This window comes from Cryobacterium sp. TS_SC_7, assembly GCF_056156285.1.
This window is the reverse complement of the sequence record NZ_CM149589.1, coordinates 2,561,824-2,580,793: the sequence shown is the minus strand read 5'-3', so window position 1 is coordinate 2,580,793 and position 18,970 is coordinate 2,561,824. Positions and strand designations below refer to the sequence as shown.

The following is an 18,970-nucleotide window of genomic DNA, read 5'->3' as shown; positions in this document are numbered from 1 at the left end:
ATAGCTCGCTATCCTGAAAAAGCAATGGGCTTGCACGGATTGGTCACGGATGATCCGGGCCGGCCGGCCGGGTCCGACAACCCGCCGCAACGCCCCCGAGCTCAGCCCGACAGCCTAACCCGCCGGCTCGGCTCCGCAAACTCAGAGCCCGAGCACCCGCTCCGCCAGCGAACCGAGCGCCCCGGGGACGAGCCGGTAGTACGCCCAGGTGCCCCGCTTGTCGCGGGTGAGGATTCCGGCATCCACCAGCACTTTGAGATGGTGGGACACGGTCGGCTGACTGAGTCCGAGCGGCTCGGTCAGATCGCAGACACAGGCTTCCAGGTCGGCGTGCGCAGCCACCAGGGACACCAGGCGCAGCCGGGCCGGGTCGGCGACGGCCTTCAACAACCGGGCCAGTTTTTCGGCCTCGTCGGCGTCGATCGCCGTGCGCGACGCGGGGGCGCAGCACGCCGCGCCGGTCGTACCCGCCGCGGTCGCAGCAGCCAGGGCGCTGTCAATCGGAGCCTCGGACACAGGGCGGGTCTCGGTGAACGACATCTGAACAGTATCTCCCATAAATTGACATCCATCGATGCAATGGGGAAGACTCCCTATCGACACCCTAGATATTAGGTGCCAGCCACTGTTTTTTTGCCTCACCCGCTGACGGAGCCAGATGACCTACCCCGATCCCTCGACCGTTCAGCCCGGCCGGCCGGCCGCAGCCGCTCCCGCTCCCGCCCCCGCCCAGCTCGGGGCGATGGACCGCCTGCTGCCGGTCTGGATCCTCGCGGCGATGGCCCTCGGGCTGCTGCTGGCCGTCTTCGCACCCGGCGTCGGCGATGTGCTCGGCGCCTTCACGATCGGCTCGGTCAGCGTGCCCATCGCGATCGGGCTGCTGGTGATGATGTACCCGGTGCTGGCCAAGGTTCGCTACACGGATGCCCGCATCGTCGCCCGCGACCGCCGCCTCCTGGTCTCCTCGCTGGTGTTGAACTGGCTCGTGGGCCCGGCCCTGATGTTCACCCTCGCCTGGATCTTCCTGCCTGACCTGCCCGAGTACCGCACCGGCCTGATCATCGTGGGTCTCGCCCGTTGCATCGCCATGGTGCTGATCTGGAACGACCTCGCCTGCGGCGACCGGGAGGCCGCCGCATTCCTCGTTGCCGTCAACTCGGTCTTCCAGGTCATCGCGTTCGCTGCGCTCGGCTGGTTCTACCTGCAGGTCCTTCCGGCCTGGCTCGGCCTGTCCACCACCAGCGCGGAGTTCTCGATCTGGGCGATCACTGTGAGCGTGCTCGTCTTCCTCGGCATCCCCCTGCTGGCCGGTTACCTGTCCCGCCGGGTCGGCGAGGCCACCCGCGGCCGCGACTGGTACGAGAGCCGGTTCCTGCCGAAGGTCAGCCCGTTCGCCCTCTACGGGCTGCTGTTCACGATCGTGCTGCTCTTCGCCCTGCAGGGCCAGCAGGTGATCGATCGCCCGTTCGACGTGGCCCTGATCGCCCTGCCGCTGCTCGTCTACTTCGCGGTCATGTTCGCTGCCGGGTTCGCCACCGGCAAGCTCACCGGCCTCTCCTACGAGCGCACCACGACCCTCGCTTTCACCGCAGCGGGCAACAACTTCGAGCTGGCCATCGCGGTGGCCATCGGCACCTTCGGTGCCACGAGCGGCCAGGCCCTGGCCGGTATCGTGGGCCCGCTGATCGAGGTTCCGGCGCTGGTCGCCCTCGTCTACGTGGCGCTGTGGCTGCGGCCGCGCCTGTTCCCGGGGGCCGCGCCGCAGGCATCCGTCGCCGCCGACCAGCCGGTCACGAACCGGATTTAGTCTCCTATCACCACATCCATCCGCGTCACCGTGAAGTAAAGAAAGAAACCTCGATCATGACCGAAAAGCCCACCGTTCTCTTCGTCTGCGTGCACAACGCGGGCCGCTCCCAGATGGCCGCCGGCTACATGACGGCCCTGTCCGAAGGCCGCGTCGAGGTGCTCTCCGCCGGCTCGGCGCCCAAGGACCAGATCAACCCCGTCGCCATCGAGGCCATGAACGAGGAGGGCATCGACATCGCGCACAACGTGCCGAAGATCCTCACCACCGAGGCCGTGAAGGAATCGGACGTCGTGATCACCATGGGCTGTGGCGACACCTGCCCGATCTTCCCCGGCAAGCGCTACGAGGACTGGGAACTCGCCGACCCGGCCGGCCAGGGCATCGAGTCCGTGCGCCCGATCCGCGACGAGATCAAGGCCCGCATCCAGGCCCTGCTCGCCGAGATCCTGCCCGCCCAGGCATAGGTTCGACCCGCCATGAGCGATCTGAGCGCACGCAAGGCCCTGCCCGGGCTGGCCTTCCCCGAGGAGTCCCTGCGGCGGCTGGCCGCTGACCTCACCCGACGGTTCTCGGGCATTTTCGGCGGCGAGACGATCGAGCGCTATGTGCTCGAGTCGTACACGTCGCTGCTGCGCACGTCGACGGTCACGGCGTTCCTCGTGACCAACACGGGGCGTTACGCCACGGATCGCCTGACCGCGCTGGCCCAGGCCAAGGGTGCGATCGAGAAGGACGTCCCCGAGGTGCTGTTCGTCTGCGAGCAGAACGCGGGGCGGTCCCAGATGGCGGCCGTGCTGACCCAGGCCCTGTCCGGCGGCCGGGTGCACGTGCGTTCGGCCGGTTCGGCGCCGGCCAAGGGTTTGAACCCCACGGTGATGGCGGTGATGACGGAGCTCGGCCTCGATTTCCAGGACGAGTTCCCGAAACCACTGACGGATGACGTCGTGCAGGCCGCCGACGTCGTCGTCACCATGGGCTGCGGAGACGCCTGCCCGGTCTACCCGGGCAAGCTCTACCAGGACTGGGACCTGACCGACCCGGCCGGGCAGCCGATCGAGGAGGTACGTCGCATCCGGGACCAGATCCGGCGCCAGGTCGAGGCCATGCTCGCGACGCTCGGCGTCGATCCGCAGCCACTGCCCTAAGCCCAGCCGCAGCCCGAGTGACACTCGCCACGCGAGAGTGCCCGTTCCGGTCGAGAGTGACCCGCACAGCGGGCACTCTCGACCGGAACGGGCACGGTCAGTGTTCGGACCGGGGAACCGGCCCTACTTGCGCACCAGCTTCGCCACCGTGAACCCGCCGGCGGCGACCGTCACGGCCCCCGTCTTCGGGGCCTTCTTGTCGACGGATGCGACAGGCTTGCCGGTCGCATCGAACGCCTGCTGCGCCAGCTTGTAGCCGCGCGGCACGACGACCGTGCGCACACTGGTCTCGTTCGCGGCGCTGACGTACACCGTGGACTCCCCCGCCGAACCGGTCACCGTGATCGTCGAGATCAGCGGCTGGATCAGCAGCGCGTCAACGGATGCCGCCCCGCCGAAAACGCCGACGACGGCGGTGTCCGCGCCCGGCAGTGCCTGCTCGAGCGAGAGCGGCATCAGGCGTCCCGGGGCATCCGTGATGCCCTGCGCGCCCGCGCCGCCGTTGCTCGTAGCGCCCAGCGCCGACGAGGCGGAGGACCAGGTCGTGGTCCCGGAGTCGGCCTCACCCTGGTTCACGATCGGGAAGACGTTGCGAGCCTGGTCGGTGGCGGGAACCGGGATGCTCAGCGAGTCGCCCGCAGCCAGCGCCACGTAGGCGCCGCCGGAGAGGTTGGCCTCGCCGGTCCACGACGACGGCGGCGTGACCACGGCTCCGCTGCCGGTGATGGTGCCGGACTCGGCCTCGACAACGCTGAGCCCGACCGTGGAGACGGTCTCGTCGATGCCGAGGGCCTGGGCCTTCAGCGTCGGATTCGCGTCCAGGGTGAGCATGGTCATCAGGGCGTGGATGGTGGATTCCGCGCCCGAGTTGGGGTTGATCCGGCCGTCCTGCTCGATGCCGTCGATGGCGGTGCCGGTGGCCGGGTTGTAGGCCGGGGCTCCGTTCGGGTTGGCGCCGAAGAACCAGCCGGCGGTCACGGCGGCGAGGTCGAGCAGACCGGGAGCGTTCGCGGCCTTCGCCGTGGCGACGAGACCCTGCACCCGGGAGTCGACGCCATAGGCGATCTGGGCCTCACCCGGGGTGGGGCTCCAGGCGTTGTCCGGTCCGCCGGCGGCGAGCAGCTGCGGGGTGAACTGGGCGGCGTCCTGCACGGCGGCGCCGAGCAGGTCGGAGCGCCCGAGCACGGTGGACGCGGCGGCGACGGCGGCCGGGGCCAGTCCGCCCCAGGCGTGCCACAGGGTCTGCGACTTGTTCCACGGCATGATCGCGCCGTAGGGCCACTCGGTGGCGGAGCCGGCGGACATCTCGGCGACGCCCTCGGAGAGCTGGGTCAGCGCTGTGCGCGCGGAGGCGTCGTCCGGGACGGCCGTGACATAGGCGGCGAGGCCGAGCGCGGCCTCGGCCGAGGCATCCGCCCCGCCCGCGATCAGCCAGGCCGGCACGTTCACTCCGTCGGCCACGTCGTAGGTGCCGTACTTGCCGAGCGACTGGCGCTCGAGGGAGTCGAGCGAGAGGTGCAGGCGGTCCTGCAGGAACGACGCGAACTCCGGGTCGGCGTCCTGGAACGCAGCGTAACCCTCACCGAGGGCCCAGACGGTGCGGGCCACCCAGTAGGACTCGGCCGAATCGCTCGGGTCGGGCAGTTCCACCGGGCTGGCGCTGGGGGTCAGAGTGCCGTCGGCCTGCTGCCAGAGCACGACGTTGCCGGCGTTCGGGCCGGTCGTGGTCTGCAGGTACGTGAGGGAGCGCAGCGTCTGCACCGCGTGCTCGCGGCTGGTCTCGTCGCCGGTCTGCTGCCAGTGACGCAGGTAGACGACCGCCGTGCGGGCCACGTCGTCGGCGTTGTATGCACCCTGAGTCCAGTGCCCGGTCGCGGGGTCGAGGCTTCCGCCACCGACCCGGCCGTAGCTTCCGTCGGCGTTCTTGTCGGAGTAGGTCCATGGCGCCTGGGCGGTGGGCTGCTCGTCGATCCGATACGTGGTGTGCCCGGGGACCTCCGTCAGCGGCACGGTGTCGAGCAGGAAGTTCAGGTGCGACAGATTGGTCAGCGGCGTGGAGGCCGGCCTCGGCTTGAGGGCGGCGGCTGAGGCGAGCCCGGTGACCGCGGTTCCGGGCGGCGGCGCCGCGGCTGCCGCGACAGTTCCTGCTCCCAGGAGGAGCATCGAGACCGCGGCGGTGAGGGCCACGGCTTTCATTGATCGTGTGCGGGGGGACTCTGAGCGAACAGCGATGTACGTCATTTCTTCTCTCCTGGTTCAAGCCTGAACCGGTTTGGTATCACCAACTAAACCGGTTAAGGCCGACCGAGTCAAGAGAATCGCGGCAATGCGTCCCCCATTCGGGGCCGCACGGCACCCCCGTCAACCCATGAAAGTGCCCGTTCCGGTCGAGAGTGCCCGGCAGAGCGGGCACTCTCGACCGGAACGGGCACTGTGAGTGCGCGGTTCGCGTCGCGGTCGCGGTGCGGGCTCAGCTGCGGGCGATCTGCACCTTCTTGGTCGACTCGGTGACCTCGGGCACCGGCACGCGCACTTCCAGCACGCCGTCCCGGTACGACGCCGTGACATCCTCTTCCTTGACCCCGCGGGGCAGCACAATGTCGCGCGTAAACGATCCGTACCGGAACTCACTCCGGTAACCGTCCTTGCCCTTATGCTCGGTCTTCTCCTGCCGCTCCGCCTGGATGTGCAGCACGCCGTCGCTGACCGACACGTCGACATCCTTGTCCGGGTCGATGCCGGGCATTTCGGCCTTCACGACGAGGTTGTCACCGTCGCGGAATTCCTCCACGCGCAGTGAGGGGGCGTCCCAGTCACCCTCGAAAAAGCGCCGCACAGGCTCCGGCATCTCGAAGCGTTCGCGCTTTGCAATTGCAGCCATGATTCGTCTCCTCCAGTTGACCCGGATGTTCCTCCAGATGCCGCACACAGTACCCCCGGGGCCGACCCCACGCCCCGGCCCCAGGCAGCACCGGCGGCGACGGATGCCCGCGCAGCCGCTTCCCAGCGTCCCGCTTTACCCTGAACGCATGACCGTCTCCCTCCAGCGCGATTTCGACAGCGGACGCAGCTCCGGGCACCCGATCCGGCGCTTCCTGCGCCGCAGTCGCGCGTGGGTGGACCGGTATCCGCGACTGCGCTGGGTCTACCGGGTCCTGGTCGGTGTGCTCGGCTCCACGGTGGCCGTGATCGGCCTGATCCTGGTGCCGCTGCCCGGCCCCGGCTGGCTGGTCGTCTTCCTCGGCATCGCGATCCTCGGCACGGAGTTCCCTGCCGCGCACCGCCTCGCGGTGGTGCTCAAGCGCATCCTCACGACCGTGTGGGCGTGGTGGCGCTCCCGCCGGGCGCGGGCGTCCGCCGGAACGTCGACCGCTTCGGCTGGGTCTTGAGCTCGGTGCGCACCGAGCCGAGAATTCTCGTCACCGTCGCCAGATCCTCCGCGCTGATCCGGTCGAAGAGCATGCCCCGCACCAGCCGTACATAGCCGGGGACGCCTTTGGTCAGGCAGTCCCGGCCGGCCGGTGTGAGGTGGGCCATCACCGAGCGCTCATCGCCGGCGGCCGGGCGCCGATCCACCAGGCCGCGCTGCTCGAGTTGGCCGATCTGGTAGGTGAGACCGCTTCGGGAGACCGTGAGCTCGTCGGCGATATCGGTCATCCGGCGCGCCGATCCCGGCCCCTCACCGATGCGCGCCAGAATCTCGAACTGCGCCAGCGACAGCCCGACGCTCCCCCGCAGCTCGCGGTCGGCGGCGTACTGCACGGTGTTCGACGTCTCGAAAATTGCGGCCCAGGCCTGCATCTCGGCGGGGGTCACCGCGGATTCGGGAATACTCATCGACCGTCCCTAGTTGTTTCGAATACGAAGCACTTCCTGCGGAGCACACACCCAGTCTCTCCCGCCACGCCCCGAAAGAGGACACCATGAGCACGACCACCCCCACGAGCACCACCGTCTACACCGCCTCCGCGACCTCCTGGGGCGGGCGAAGCGGCAAGGTCGTCACGAGCGACAACAAGCTCCAGCTGGACCTGTCGATCCCCGCCGAAATGGGCGGCGACAACGGCCCCGGCACCAACCCCGAGCAGCTCTTCGCCAGCGGCTGGGCCGCCTGCTTCCACAACGCCCTCAAGGGGGTCGCACGTCAGCAGAAGCTGGACGTGACCGACTCCGCCGTCACACTGACCGTCAACCTGGTCGGCGGAATGGCCACCGGCTTCGACTTCGAGGTCACGATCGAGGCCCAGCTGCCCGGCATCGACGAGGCCACCGCCCAGGCTGCCCTCGAGGCCGCCCACCAGGTCTGCCCGTACTCGCGTGCCACCCGCGGCAACATCGCCGTGAACCTGGTCGTCGTCAGCGACGAAGACTAGGCACCGGGAGCGGCCGGACCCGTCCGGGTCCGGCCCGCCACGTCATAGTCGTGCCGCAGCAGAGCCGGCAGGGCGGCCAGGCTCGCCCGACGCTCGGCCGGCAGCGCGGCGGAGAGCAGGCCCGGCAACAGCAGCGTCCACATCTCCTCCACCCTCTGGTAGAGGTCGTCCCGGCCGGTCAGCACCTCGGACACGGTCTGCACGCCCGTGAAGGCCGGACTGATGAAGTGCGCGGCCGCCTCGACGTTCAGTTCGGCGGCCGCATCGCCCTCGTCGATCGCACGCCGCAGCAGTCGGCCGCACATGTCGATCCAGTCGATGTAGGGCGCCGCAACGGGCACCGAAAAATTGGAGGCCTCCAGGGTGAGACGGATGCCCGCGCTCACCACCGGGTCGTCCCGGAGGGTCTTCGCCATCGCGAACGTCATTCTGATCGCGGCGTCCAACCCGGGCCGGGTGCTCCCCAGATACTCCGCGCCGAGGGCGATGGACGACTCGTGCTGCGTCTCGATCACGGCGAGCGCAAGGGCCTCCTTGGACGCGAAGTGAAAGTACAGCGCGCCCTTGGTGACTCCGGCGGCCGCTTCCAGACCGGCGAGGGTCGTGCTGCCGTAGCCGTGCTCCCGGAATGCTTGCGCCGCGCCGCGGATGATCGCCGCCCGCGTTCCGATCGCCCGTTGCTGCTGCGCCATGCCACTCCTCGATTCGATCCCGGTCCCAGCGTAGCGACCGCCCCGACCAGGCTGGCCCGGCAGCTCGCCGAAGCATCCGTCGCCGGCCAGCAATCCGCCGAGAATGCTCCCGGCAGAAGATACTGTTTGGTATGGTTTAGGTTCACGATGCCTTCACGGGGGACAGCCGCGGCGAGTTTGTCGCCGTCAGCTGCGGGGATGCATCGCCGGGGAATCAATGTGGGGGGTCACAGATGATCGACAGCGCAAGCATGGTGCAGGTTGCCGCACTCGGACTCGGGGGCCTCGCGGTGCTGGGGAGCATCGCCCTCATCATCGCGGCACTGGTGCAGATCACCCGCGCGTTCCACCTTCATGAGGCGGCGCGGGCGAGCTGGGCACTGGCCGTCATCTGCGCGCCGGTCTTCGGCGCCGTGGCGTGGTTCGCCGTGGGCAACCGGATCGACGCCGACTGAGGCGGATTGGACCGAGGTGGCACCGCTAACTGTTCGGGCGCACGACCAGCACCGGGCATTTGGCGTGCCGCACGCACTGCTCGCTCACGGAGCCCAGCAGCATTCCGCTGAGTCCGCCGCGCCCGCGGGAACCGACGACGAGCATCCGTGCGCCCCGGGACGCATCGACGAGGGACTTCAACGGGCTGGCATAGACGGCCCGGTATTCGACCTTCAGGTCGGGGTGGCGGGCCACCTCGGCCATCACGGCCTCGACGAGTTCTTCGCGCACCGCGCCGGCGTACTCCTCGATCGAGGAGACATAGCCGAACGTCCAGTTGGCCGGGCGCGGCGCCGTGTCGATGGACCATGCACGCACCAGAACGACCGGCGCGTGCAGCTGCTGGGCCAGGTCGAGTGCCACGGCCACGGCGTGATCGGCATAGCCCGATCCGTCGTGCCCGACGACGATGGTGTCGCTGGAGGCGGGAGTCTGTTCTTGCTGTGTGTCCGGCATGACCCCAAACTACTCCGGGCCCGCCCGCCCTGCCGCGCCCCGCGGCTGCGTGTCGAAACCACAGCCGCAGCCGACCGCGCCGCACTCCCAGCCCTTTCCCGCCGGGCCCCGCTAAGGTCTCCCCTATGACGTACCTGGGCACGCCGCGTCGACGCCTGGCCGCAGTGGCGGTCGGCGTCACCCTGGCCCTGGCGGCCGGCGGCCTGGCTCTGGCGACATCCGTCCGCACGACCGACGCGGCCGATGGCCCGGCGGTGTTCGAACCCGGCGCGATCATCAGCGACTACAACTTCTTCAACGCCGCCGCCCTGACCGAGCCGCAGATCCAGGCGTTCCTGGCAGACCGCTCCTGCCTCCCCCGCGACGAGTCACCGTGCCTGACGGACTACGAGGAGAGCACCGTGAGCCAGCCGGCGCAGGGCGACGGGCACTGTGCCGCCTACCCGGGTGGCCGCAACGAGTCGGCCAGCCGCATCATCGCGAAGGTGTCCGCGGCGTGCAACATCAGCCCGAAGGTGCTGCTGGTGCTGCTGCAGAAGGAGCAGTCCCTGCTCACCCGGCCGAGCGCATCCGGCTATCTGCGCGCCACCGGCTACGGATGCCCCGACACGGCCGATTGCGACGCGCAGTACTTCGGCTTCTTCAACCAGGTCTACCGGGCGGCCTGGCAGTTCCGGCAGTACACGCAGGAGCCCGAACGCGCCTACAAGATCGGCACCGTACGCGTGGGGTTCAATCCGGATGCGACGTGCGGGGCGACATCCGTGTCGATCCGGAATCAGGCCACCGCGAACCTGTACAACTACACGCCGTACCAGCCCAACGAGGCAGCGCTGACAGAACCGGGCACCGACGGCGACGGATGCTCGACGCACGGCAACCTGAATTTCTGGCGGTTCTACAACCAGTGGTTCGGGTCGTCCCAGTCGGTGGGCTACCCGACGGCGTTCAACTCGTGCCTGAACCTCGTCGGCGGCCAGCCCTGCCGCGACCACGGGCTGCTGCCCACCCCCTGACCGCGCCCTCGCCAGGCAGGTTCGCGGCGGGTTTCTCCGCGCAGAGCGTAATCGCCCTGACCGCACCCTGGGGCACGGGATTCAGTCAGCCCGTTGGCTGAGGCCGCCGGTATGACAGGCTCAATCCCTGGTCAGGCGGTATTCTTCAGCCCGGATGACCACTCGTGGTTCGGGTTTGGTTCCCGGCAACACGCCCATCGAAACGAGCGGGTGTCCGCCCCGATTCCCAGCCCGCACGGACTGCACGCCCACTCCCGGTATCTAAGCTCCTCCGATGACTACGAACGGTCGATCGGGTTTTTCACCGGCCGGCCGCCGCAATCGAAAGGATCCACTGTGAACAAGCACCAGATCAACCCGGCAACCGCCACCTCTCGCACCAAGCGGGTCGCCCTCGGCGCCGCCTCCGTGCTGACCGCCGGAGCACTGCTCAGCGTCGGCGCGCAGGGTGCCACCGCCGCCCCGCTCAGCTCCGAGACCACGTCGAGTTCCAGTTCGAGCGCCGGCGGGAGCTCCACCACCACGACCGACGCGTTCCTGGCGTCGATCACGACGGAGCTGCGTGCCGACCTCTCGCACGGGCAGAGTTGGAACGTGAAGGCCCAGAACGTGGCCACCACGGTCTCGGAGCACGCTGAACTCTTCGAGAGTCTGCCGGCGAACCTGCAGGATGACCTGACCACGCTCACGGATGCCTCCGGCGCGGCTGAGCGGGCCGCCGCCGTCGACACCGTTCGCACCACGGCCCTCGCCGGGGGCTACGGCGAGGAGATCACCACGATCGCCGAGGCCGTGCGGGACAACCCGCAGCATCCGCTGGCCGCAGCCGTACGCGCCGCCCTGGGCAGTGACGTCGGCACCGCGCCGGGTGCCGAGCCGGAAGCGGCCATGGACACCGGTTTCTCGGTGACGGAGCTGGCCCTCCACCTCGCCGACAATGCCGCGCTTCTCGAGAAGCTGCCCGCCGACCTGCAGGACGATCTGGCCGACCTGAAGAGCGTGCCGGCCGACGAGCAGGAAGCAGCGGCGCAGGCGCTGGAAGCCGCCGCTCTGAACGGTGACTACGGAACCGAGATCCAGAAGCTTGCCGAGCGGGTCCAGACGCACGTCGCCGCCGAGGCAGACGCTGACGCCAACGTGGGTGGAGACGCCGACGCGGGTGCCGGAGCTGGTGCCGACGCGGACGTCCACGCCGGAAACTAGCACCCCCGCACAACGGATGGCCGGAAGCGCACCGCTTCCGGCCATCCGTCTGCCCGGCGACCGCGGCATACTGGGGGCCATGGCCGAGAACAAAACGCAGCCGACGGATGCCTCCGTCCAGGAATTCCTCGACGCCGCGACGCCCGACCGCCGCCGCGAGGACGGCAAGGCACTCGCCGCGATCTTCCGCGAGGTGACCGGCGAGAACCCGGTCATGTGGGGTCCGTCGATCGTGGGCTACGGCAGCTTTCGCTATGTGTCGCCCGCGAACCCGCGCACGCACGGCGACTGGATGAAGACGGGGTTCTCGCCGCGCAAGACGCAACTGTCCATCTACGGGCTCAAGGACCTTCCCGAGGGTGCCGCGCTCCTCCCGCAACTCGGCGCCTACACGGAGGGTGCCGGCTGCGTCTACGTGAAGAAGCTCGACGACATCGACCTTGACGTTCTGCGGCGCCTGGTCGCGATCGCCTGGTCGCGGGGCGACGACCCCGTGCCGCCGGCGACCTCGGCGTAGGTCACGGCGAGGATCGACGACGCCCCGCCCGCCACCCGCCACCACCAGCCGCACCCCGCCGCACCCCGCCGCACCCCGCCCAAATCGACAGTTCCGGTCGAGTTCGCCTGGCGGGGCAGGCGAACTCGACCGGAACTGTCGACGTCGGTGGCGCGGTCACACGACCGGAGGAGCTAGAAGTCCCAGTCGGCGTCTTCCGTGTTGACGGCCTTACCGATGACGTAGGAGGAGCCCGACCCGGAGAAGAAGTCGTGGTTCTCGTCGGCGTTCGGCGAGAGCGCGGCCAGGATGGCCGGGTTCACGTCGGTGACGGTCTTCGGGAACATGGCCTCGTAGCCGAGGTTCATCAGCGCCTTGTTGGCGTTGTAGTGCAGGAACTTCTTGACGTCTTCGGTCAGACCGTGCTCGTCGTAGAGGTCCTGCGTGTACTGGATCTCGTTCTCGTAGAGCTCGAACATGAGATTGAAGGTGTAGTCCTTGATCTCATCGCGACGCTCCTGCGAGGCTGCCTCGAGGCCCTTCTGAAACTTGTAGCCGATGTAGTAACCGTGCACGGCTTCATCCCGGATGATCAGACGGATGAGGTCGGCCGTGTTGGTGAGGCGGGCGCGGCTGGAGAAGTACATCGGCAGGTAGAAGCCCGAGTAGAACAGGAACGACTCGAGCAGCACCGAGGCGACCTTGCGCTTGAGCGGGTCGTCGCCCTGGTAGTACTTCATGATGATCTCGGCCTTGCGCTGCAGGTTGACGTTCTCCGTCGACCAGCGGAACGCCTCGTCGATCTCCTTCGTCGACGCGAGGGTCGAGAAGATCGACGAGTAGCTCTTGGCGTGCACGGACTCCATGAACGCGATGTTCGTGTAGACGGCCTCTTCGTGGGGCGTGATCGCATCCGGAATCAGCGACACGGCACCCACGGTGCCCTGGATCGTGTCGAGCAGGGTCAGGCCCGTGAACACGCGCAGGGTGAGCAGCTGCTCCGCCGGGGTGAGCGTGGCCCAGGACTGCACGTCGTTCGACAGCGGCACCTTCTCCGGCAGCCAGAAGTTGTTCGTGAGGCGGTTCCACACCTCGACGTCTTTTTCGTCTTCGATCTTGTTCCAGTTGATCGCGTCAACGTGGGAGACGAGCTTGAGCTTGTCAATCATTGGTTGTTCCTTAGTCGGCAGTTCACAGGCGATTCAGTAGTCGGGAGGCTCAGCACGAACGCACTCACAGCACCGGTATTCACAGGGCGCAGGAGACGCAACCCTCGACTTCGGTTCCCTCGAGGGCCATCTGACGCAGACGGATGTAGTAGATCGTCTTGATGCCCTTTTTCCACGCGTAGATCTGGGCGCGGTTGATGTCGCGGGTCGTGGCGGTGTCCTTGAAGAACAACGTCAGCGACAGACCCTGGTCCACGTGCTGCGTGGCAGCGGCGTAGGTGTCGATGACCTTCTCGTAGCCGACCTCGTAGGCGTCCTGGTAGAACTCCGTGTTGTCGTTCGTCATGAACGGCGCCGGGTAGTAGACGCGGCCGAGCTTGCCTTCCTTGCGGATCTCGATCTTCGACGCGATCGGGTGGATCGATGCGGTCGAGTTGTTGATGTAGGAGATCGACCCGGTCGGCGGCACGGCCTGCAGGTTCTGGTTGTAGATGCCGTGCTCCATGACGGATGTCTTGAGCTCGGCCCACTCGGCCTGCGTGGGGATGTGCACGTCGGCCTGCGCGAACAGCTCGGCGCCGCGCGCGGTGGTCGGCTCCCAGACCTGGTCGGTGTACTTGTCGAAGAACGCGCCGGACGCGTAGGTGGAGTCCTCGAAACCGACGAAGGCGTGGCCGCGTTCGATGGCCAGTTTGTTGGAGGCGCGGATGGCGTGGAACAGCACCGTGTAGAAGTAGATGTTGGTGAAGTCGATGCCCTCTTCGCTGCCGTAGTAGATGCGCTCACGGGCGAGGTAGCCGTGCAGGTTCATCTGGCCCAGGCCGATGGCGTGCGACTTGTCGTTGCCGTCCTCGATCGAGCGCACGGAGGAGATGTGGCTCTGCTCCGACACCGAGCTGAGGCCGCGGATGGCGGTCTCGACGGTCTTGCCGAAGTCGGGCGCATCCATGGCAAGGGCGATGTTCATCGACCCGAGGTTGCAGGAGATGTCCTTGCCGATCTGGTCGTAGGACAGGTCCTCGTTGTACGTGGTCGGGGTGTTGACCTGGAGGATCTCCGAGCAGAGGTTCGACATGTTGACGCGGCCCTTGATCGGGTTCGCCGCGTTGACGGTGTCCTCGAACATGATGTACGGGTAGCCGGATTCGAACTGGATCTCGGCGAGCGTCTGGAAGAAGTCGCGGGCCTTCATCTTGGACTTCTTGATGCGCGGGTCGTCGACCATCTCGTGGTACTTCTCGCTCACGGAGATGTCCGCGAACGGCACCCCGTAGACGCGCTCCACGTCGTAGGGCGAGAACAGGTACATGTCCTCGTCTTTTTTGGCCAGCTCGAACGTGATGTCGGGCACGACGACGCCGAGGGACAGCGTCTTGATGCGCACCTTCTCGTCGGCGTTCTCCCGCTTGGTGTCGAGGAAGCGCATGATGTCGGGGTGGTGCGCGTGCAGGTAGACCGCACCGGCACCCTGGCGGGCGCCGAGCTGGTTGGCGTAGCTGAAGGAGTCTTCGAGCAGCTTCATCACGGGGATGATTCCGCTGGACTGGTTCTCGATCTGCTTGATCGGTGCACCGGACTCACGGATGTTGCTGAGCAGCAACGCCACGCCGCCGCCGCGCTTCGACAGCTGCAGCGACGAGTTGATGCCGCGGGAGATCGACTCCATGTTGTCTTCGATGCGGAGCAGGAAGCAGGAGACGAGCTCGCCGCGCTGCGCCTTGCCGGAGTTCAGGAAGGTGGGGGTGGCCGGCTGGAAACGGCCGGCGATGATCTCCTCGACGAGGGAGATCGCGAGCTGCTCGTCGCCCTGGGCCAGGCCCAGCGCGGTCATCACGACGCGGTCTTCGAAGCGTTCGAGGTAGCGCTTGCCGTCGAACGTCTTCAGCGTGTACGAGGTGTAGTACTTGAACGCGCCGAGGAAGGTCTGGAAGCGGAACTTCTTCGAGTACGCCAGCTTGTTGAGGTCGGTGATGAACTCGAACGAGTACTGGTCGAGCACGGCCTGCTCGTAGTATTCCTTCTCAACCAGGTAGTCGAGGCGTTCGCGCAGCGTGTGGAAGAACACCGTGTTCTGGTTCACGTGCTGCAGGAAGAACTCCCGCGCGGCTTCGCGGTCCTTGTCGAACTGGATTTCCCCGTTCGGGCCATACAGGTTGAGCATGGCGTTCAGGGAGTGATAATCCATCGCCAGGCCGGCTGCCGGGTGAGCCATCGTCTTCACGGCTGTTGCTTCCAAAATGATTCCAATCCGTCGTGGACGATGCGCACATCATCCGGAGTTCCAAATACTTCAAAGCGAAACATGTGGGGCACCTTGCACTTCTGGGCGATGATGTCCCCGGCGAGGCAGTACGCCACGCCGAAATTGGTGTTGCCCGCGCCGATGACGCCGCGGATGAGCGAGCGGTTCCGCTCGTCGTTCAGGAACTTGATGACCTGCTTGGGAACCGCGCCCTTGTTCTCGCCGCCGCCGTAGGTCGGCACGACCAGCACATAGGGCTCGTCGACGACGAGCGGCTCGTCGCGCGCGTGGAGCGGGATGCGGGCCGCCGGGCGGCCCAGCTTCTCAATGAAGCGGTGCGTATTGCCCGAGGTGCTGGAGAAGTAAACGATATCGGTCATGGAACACCCCCTGTCGTTGAGAAGTCGGCACGCCAAACGCCGCAGTTTTCTGCGACGCCGCCCCTGGCGACGCGGTGTTACGCGAGGCGCTGCGCGAGCTCGTTGATCTTGTCGGGACGGAAGCCCGACCAGTGGTCCTCGTCGGTGATGACGACGGGAGCCTGCAGGTAGCCCAAGGCCTTGACGGCTTCCAGCGCGTTCTCGTCGACCGACAGGTCGAGGATTTCGTATTCGATGCCCTTGTTGTCCAGGGCGCGGTAGGTCGCAGTGCACTGCACGCAGGAGGGCTTGGTGTAGACCGTGATTGCCATGGTGGGCCTTTCTCGTCGTTCAGGAATCAGTTTCAAACTCAGTTCAAACATCGTGCTCAAAATCGGTTTTCATGTGAAATCTGAAGTTCAAGACGTGCTGTATGTCGAACTTCAATACTACATCTAGTGATGCTCAAAGGGAACGGCCACTACATGCAGTAGTTACAAGTATGTAGTTATCCACCGACATTCCACCGGTTGTGCACAGCCCCGCGGATGCGAGTCGAGCCGAATCACGCGGAAGGCGGCCGAGTTATCCACAGGCACCCCCCGGGCAGAACTCGCGCCTGTGGAAACCCTGTCGGCGTGTCGCGCCCGACCCGCGGCCCGGCACCTCGCTCGCGGCTCCACGGTCGCGGCTCCACGGTCGCGGCTCCACGGTCGCGGCTCCACGGTCGCGGCTCCACGGTCGCGGCTCCACGGTCGCGGCTCCACGGTCGCGGCTCCACGGTCGCGGCGCACCTTATGGAAGCGGGCGCACGTTAGAGCGTGCGCCTCCTTCCATAAGGTGCGCCGCGACGGCCGCAGGATGCGCCACGGCATCCGTCAGGCCCGGGGCACCCCGTGCTCGGCCAGGAACCGGTGGAAGCGCTGCGGTGAGAGCGCCAGGTCCCACACCCAGCGGTCGAAGCTGTTCGAGTGGCGGCGCAGCGCATCCTCCCGGCGCTTCTCCGCCCAGACCACCTCCCCCGGATCCCGGTCGCCGAGCACCGCACCGCGGGTGTACTTCTGCTTGCCGTCGAACTCACCGATCTTGCGAATGCGGCGCCAGTAGAAGTCCACCCAGTAGTCCTGCCCGTCCACGTCGGGAAAACAGACCTGCAGCTCGGGCACCTCAAAGCCGAGCTGGAACATCCGCACCCGGCTGAGGGACTCACCGCCGTTCGCCGACAGCCCGTTCCCGAAGGCGATGGCGCGCTCGGCCTGTCGCGCGCCGGCACGCGGGCTCACCGCCGCAAGCTCGGCGAACAGGTCCTCCTTGGTGAGCGCACGGCGACCACGGATGCCTCGGTGCGCCTCGGACGCGACCCGCTCCTGCTCGACTCGCAGGGCATGGTCGATCATGGTGACGCCCACGAGAAAGCTGGTGCTCGCCGCGACATCGACCAGGGTGCGCGGCAGCGAGGTCACCGCGATTCCCTCGATGAGGACCGGGTCGGGTGCAGGGGCCCCTCGATGGCTGGTTGTGAACCGGGCGTTGCTGCCTCCGGAGGCATCCGGGTCGATCATGTGCACGGTGCGTGGCCAGGCCCCGATGATCGGCAGCCCGTGCAGCACCGCGGCGGAGCCGTGCGACAGCACGAGCGGCCGGGCGGCGGCCAGGGCCGTCGAGAGCACGAACAGACGGTAGCGCTGATCGGGGTCGGCCGCGCGCCACACCTCCCCCGGCACGTAGATGCCCCGGCGCGTGCGCACGAGTGCTCCACCGCGGATCAGGGAGTCAACGGCGTGCGAGTTGAGGCCGCTTTCTCGGAGCGCGGCGTAGGTGATGAGCCCGTCGAGGCGAGCGCTGACGATGTCCAGGAGTTCAGTCATGCCTCACCCTGCGGCCGGACCGCCGGCCCTGAGCGGGTGCGACGGGCATCCGTGCACAACGGGGGAAAACGGCGGCTGGGGACGACAGGATGCGGCAACCTCGGTCTCGGTCGAATACCGGCGCCCGGCCGCACGCGCCCCGCCGTCTCCGACGCGGCTCACGGCGCACCCTGTGGAAGGAGGCGCACGTTAGAACGTGCGCCTCCTTCCACAGGGTGCGCCACGACGAAAGTCCGGAGTGCTCGAGCGGAAACGCCGGGAACACGCGTCCGAACGGATGCGCCGTTGCCGCATCCGTGCCAGGCACGCGAAGTGGCAGGCACGCGAAGTGGCAGGCACGCGAAGTGGCAGGCACGCGAAGTGGCAGGCACGCGAAGTGGCAGGCACGCGAAGTGGCAGGCACGCGAAGTGGCAGGCACGCGAAGTGGCAGGCACGCGAAAGGGCCGACTCCGTGAGGAGCCGGCCCTTTCGTCTGGATGCTGTGATGCAGGTGTACTGCCGGGTTGTTACTCGGTCAGCGGGGCGAGGGTCGGGTCGTTCGCGTATGCATCGGCCGCGTTGTCCTTGGTCACGATGACCGGGGGCAGCAGGTAGGCCGGGACGACGATCTTGCCGTTGTCGTAGGACTCGGTGTCGTTGACCTCGGGGGTGTCGCCCTTCTGGAGGACGTTGACCATGTCGATGGCCTGGGCCACGAGCACGCGGGTGTCCTTGTTGATGGTGGAGTACTGCTCGCCGGCCATGATCGACTTGACCGACTCGACTTCGGAGTCCTGACCGGTGACGATCGGGATGTCCTTGCCGGCCGCCTTCACCGAGGTGATGATGGCACGGGCGAGGGTGTCGTTCGGGGAGAGAACGCCATCGAGCGTCTTGTCGCTGTACGTGCTGGTGAGCAGCGCGTCCATGCGGCTCTGAGCGTTCTCAGCCTTCCAGCCGGCGGTCGCCGTCTGCTTGATGTCGGTCTGGCCCGAGGCGACGACGAGGGTTCCGTCGTCGATCTTCGGCTGCAGAACGCTCATGGCGCCGCCGAAGAAGACGGCCGAGTTGGCGTCGTCGGAGGAACCGGAGAACAGCTCGATGTTGTACGGGCCGTCACCCTTCGTAGCCAGTCCGTCCAGGAGCGCCTGGCCCTGGAGTTCACCGACGTTGAAGTTGTCGTACGCCACGTAGTAGTCGACAGCCTCGGTGTTCAGGATGAGGCGGTCGTAGGCGATCACGATCGCGCCGGCGTCGCGGGCCGACTGCACCTGGGTGGCCAGCTGGCCACCGTCAGCGGCACCGATGATGATGACCTTGGCACCGTTGGTGACCATGGCCGAGATCTGGTCCTGCTGGTCCTTGACCGTGGTCGAGGCACCCGCATACTGCACGTCGCCCTTGTAGCCGGCTTCTTCGAGGCCGTCTTCGAAGAGCCCGCCGGCGAGGACCCAGTTCTCCGAGGTCTTCGAGGGGAGCGCAACGCCGATGACCGAGTCTTCGGCGAAGCCGGCAGCAGCGCCGTCTCCGCCCGCGGTCTCCGTGCGGGTGGAGCAACCAGAGAGTGCCATCAAGGCCACTGCGGCGATCGCAGTTGTCGCAAGAATCTTTCGCATTGTGATTACTTTCTATTCGTTGGGGTTTGGTGAAGGGATAGGAATGGGAG

The 18,970-nt window shown here is 67.3% G+C and carries 21 protein-coding genes; 9 read left to right on the top strand and 12 right to left on the bottom strand.

Going from position 1 to position 18,970, the window contains the following annotated elements; translation table 11 throughout:
* Positions 1-141: 141 nt before the first annotated feature.
* On the bottom strand, positions 142-540 hold the full coding sequence (locus AC0J5J_RS11920; protein ID WP_474898160.1) for an ArsR/SmtB family transcription factor: 399 nt from the start codon (positions 538-540) through the stop codon (positions 142-144).
* A 118-nt stretch (positions 541-658) separates the two neighbouring features.
* On the opposite strand from AC0J5J_RS11920, the gene arsB reads away from it, so the two are divergent.
* From arsB to AC0J5J_RS11905, 3 genes are read left to right on the top strand one after another with little or no spacing between them, the layout of a single operon-like run.
* Entirely contained in the window at positions 659-1,807 is a 1,149-nt protein-coding gene (gene arsB, locus AC0J5J_RS11915) for an ACR3 family arsenite efflux transporter (protein ID WP_474898159.1), read from the top strand.
* Between the two features lie 56 nt (positions 1,808-1,863).
* A complete protein-coding gene (locus AC0J5J_RS11910; protein ID WP_134424745.1) occupies positions 1,864-2,274 on the top strand; it encodes an arsenate reductase ArsC in 411 nt (136 codons plus the stop codon).
* Between the two features lie 12 nt (positions 2,275-2,286).
* Complete coding sequence (locus AC0J5J_RS11905; RefSeq protein WP_474898157.1) at positions 2,287-2,955, top strand: arsenate reductase/protein-tyrosine-phosphatase family protein; 669 nt, start codon at positions 2,287-2,289, stop codon at positions 2,953-2,955.
* A 123-nt stretch (positions 2,956-3,078) separates the two neighbouring features.
* Here AC0J5J_RS11905 and AC0J5J_RS11900 read toward each other — a convergent pair whose 3' ends face one another.
* Together AC0J5J_RS11900 and AC0J5J_RS11895 are read right to left on the bottom strand one after the other, a co-directional pair.
* Positions 3,079-5,196, bottom strand: coding sequence for a hypothetical protein (locus AC0J5J_RS11900; RefSeq protein ID WP_474898155.1), 2,118 nt, complete (start codon positions 5,194-5,196; stop codon positions 3,079-3,081).
* Positions 5,197-5,425: 229 nt separating this feature from the next.
* On the bottom strand, positions 5,426-5,836 hold the full coding sequence (locus AC0J5J_RS11895; RefSeq protein ID WP_134424742.1) for an Hsp20/alpha crystallin family protein: 411 nt from the start codon (positions 5,834-5,836) through the stop codon (positions 5,426-5,428).
* A 148-nt stretch (positions 5,837-5,984) separates the two neighbouring features.
* Here AC0J5J_RS11895 and AC0J5J_RS11890 point away from each other — a divergent pair, with 148 nt between their 5' ends.
* Complete coding sequence (locus AC0J5J_RS11890; protein WP_474898153.1) at positions 5,985-6,344, top strand: TIGR02611 family protein; 360 nt, start codon at positions 5,985-5,987, stop codon at positions 6,342-6,344.
* Here the strand turns inward: AC0J5J_RS11890 and AC0J5J_RS11885 are convergent.
* Positions 6,265-6,792: a MarR family winged helix-turn-helix transcriptional regulator gene (locus AC0J5J_RS11885; protein WP_474898152.1), complete on the bottom strand. Its 528-nt coding sequence runs from the start codon at positions 6,790-6,792 to the stop codon at positions 6,265-6,267. The genes AC0J5J_RS11890 and AC0J5J_RS11885 overlap by 80 nt on opposite strands.
* 86 nt (positions 6,793-6,878) lie before the next feature.
* Here AC0J5J_RS11885 and AC0J5J_RS11880 point away from each other — a divergent pair, with 86 nt between their 5' ends.
* The gene (locus AC0J5J_RS11880) at positions 6,879-7,328 is read left to right on the top strand and encodes an organic hydroperoxide resistance protein (protein WP_474898150.1); all 450 of its coding nucleotides are present in this window, start codon (positions 6,879-6,881) and stop codon (positions 7,326-7,328) included.
* Here the strand turns inward: AC0J5J_RS11880 and AC0J5J_RS11875 are convergent.
* Positions 7,325-8,020, bottom strand: a complete 696-nt coding sequence (locus tag AC0J5J_RS11875; protein ID WP_474898148.1) for a ScbR family autoregulator-binding transcription factor — start codon at positions 8,018-8,020, stop codon at positions 7,325-7,327. The genes AC0J5J_RS11880 and AC0J5J_RS11875 overlap by 4 nt on opposite strands.
* Before the next feature lie 233 nt (positions 8,021-8,253).
* Between AC0J5J_RS11875 and AC0J5J_RS11870 the strand changes: the two genes are divergently transcribed.
* Positions 8,254-8,475, top strand: a complete 222-nt coding sequence (locus AC0J5J_RS11870) for a PLDc N-terminal domain-containing protein (protein WP_134424737.1) — start codon at positions 8,254-8,256, stop codon at positions 8,473-8,475.
* A gap of 25 nt (positions 8,476-8,500) precedes the next feature.
* Here AC0J5J_RS11870 and AC0J5J_RS11865 read toward each other — a convergent pair whose 3' ends face one another.
* Positions 8,501-8,971, bottom strand: a complete 471-nt coding sequence (locus tag AC0J5J_RS11865; RefSeq protein ID WP_134424736.1) for a universal stress protein — start codon at positions 8,969-8,971, stop codon at positions 8,501-8,503.
* Between the two features lie 125 nt (positions 8,972-9,096).
* Between AC0J5J_RS11865 and AC0J5J_RS11860 the strand changes: the two genes are divergently transcribed.
* The 3 genes from AC0J5J_RS11860 (at position 9,097) to AC0J5J_RS11850 (ending at position 11,707) form a co-directional block, all read left to right on the top strand.
* Positions 9,097-9,987 (top strand): hypothetical protein, encoded by an 891-nt coding sequence (locus AC0J5J_RS11860; protein WP_474898146.1) that lies wholly within the window; start codon positions 9,097-9,099, stop codon positions 9,985-9,987.
* A gap of 336 nt (positions 9,988-10,323) precedes the next feature.
* Positions 10,324-11,190, top strand: coding sequence for a hypothetical protein (locus AC0J5J_RS11855; RefSeq protein WP_474898144.1), 867 nt, complete (start codon positions 10,324-10,326; stop codon positions 11,188-11,190).
* Between the two features lie 79 nt (positions 11,191-11,269).
* Entirely contained in the window at positions 11,270-11,707 is a 438-nt protein-coding gene (locus tag AC0J5J_RS11850) for a DUF1801 domain-containing protein (protein ID WP_474898142.1), read from the top strand.
* 173 nt (positions 11,708-11,880) lie between these two features.
* On the opposite strand, the gene nrdF is transcribed toward AC0J5J_RS11850, so the two are convergent.
* The 6 genes from nrdF to AC0J5J_RS11820 form a co-directional block, all read right to left on the bottom strand.
* Positions 11,881-12,855 carry a class 1b ribonucleoside-diphosphate reductase subunit beta gene (nrdF, locus tag AC0J5J_RS11845; RefSeq protein WP_134394886.1) on the bottom strand — a complete coding sequence of 325 codons (975 nt, stop codon included), beginning with the start codon at positions 12,853-12,855 and terminating at the stop codon, positions 11,881-11,883.
* Between the two features lie 79 nt (positions 12,856-12,934).
* Positions 12,935-15,067: a class 1b ribonucleoside-diphosphate reductase subunit alpha gene (nrdE, locus tag AC0J5J_RS11840; protein ID WP_474900223.1), complete on the bottom strand. Its 2,133-nt coding sequence runs from the start codon at positions 15,065-15,067 to the stop codon at positions 12,935-12,937.
* A gap of 5 nt (positions 15,068-15,072) precedes the next feature.
* Entirely contained in the window at positions 15,073-15,477 is a 405-nt protein-coding gene (gene nrdI / locus AC0J5J_RS11835) for a class Ib ribonucleoside-diphosphate reductase assembly flavoprotein NrdI (RefSeq protein ID WP_134424732.1), read from the bottom strand.
* Positions 15,478-15,554: 77 nt separating this feature from the next.
* A complete protein-coding gene (gene nrdH / locus AC0J5J_RS11830) occupies positions 15,555-15,788 on the bottom strand; it encodes a glutaredoxin-like protein NrdH (RefSeq protein WP_134363478.1) in 234 nt (77 codons plus the stop codon).
* Positions 15,789-16,334: 546 nt separating this feature from the next.
* A complete protein-coding gene (locus tag AC0J5J_RS11825; RefSeq protein WP_474898141.1) occupies positions 16,335-17,324 on the bottom strand; it encodes a hypothetical protein in 990 nt (329 codons plus the stop codon).
* Between the two features lie 507 nt (positions 17,325-17,831).
* Positions 17,832-18,920 (bottom strand): substrate-binding domain-containing protein, encoded by a 1,089-nt coding sequence (locus AC0J5J_RS11820; RefSeq protein ID WP_134424730.1) that lies wholly within the window; start codon positions 18,918-18,920, stop codon positions 17,832-17,834.
* Positions 18,921-18,970 lie beyond the last annotated feature (50 nt).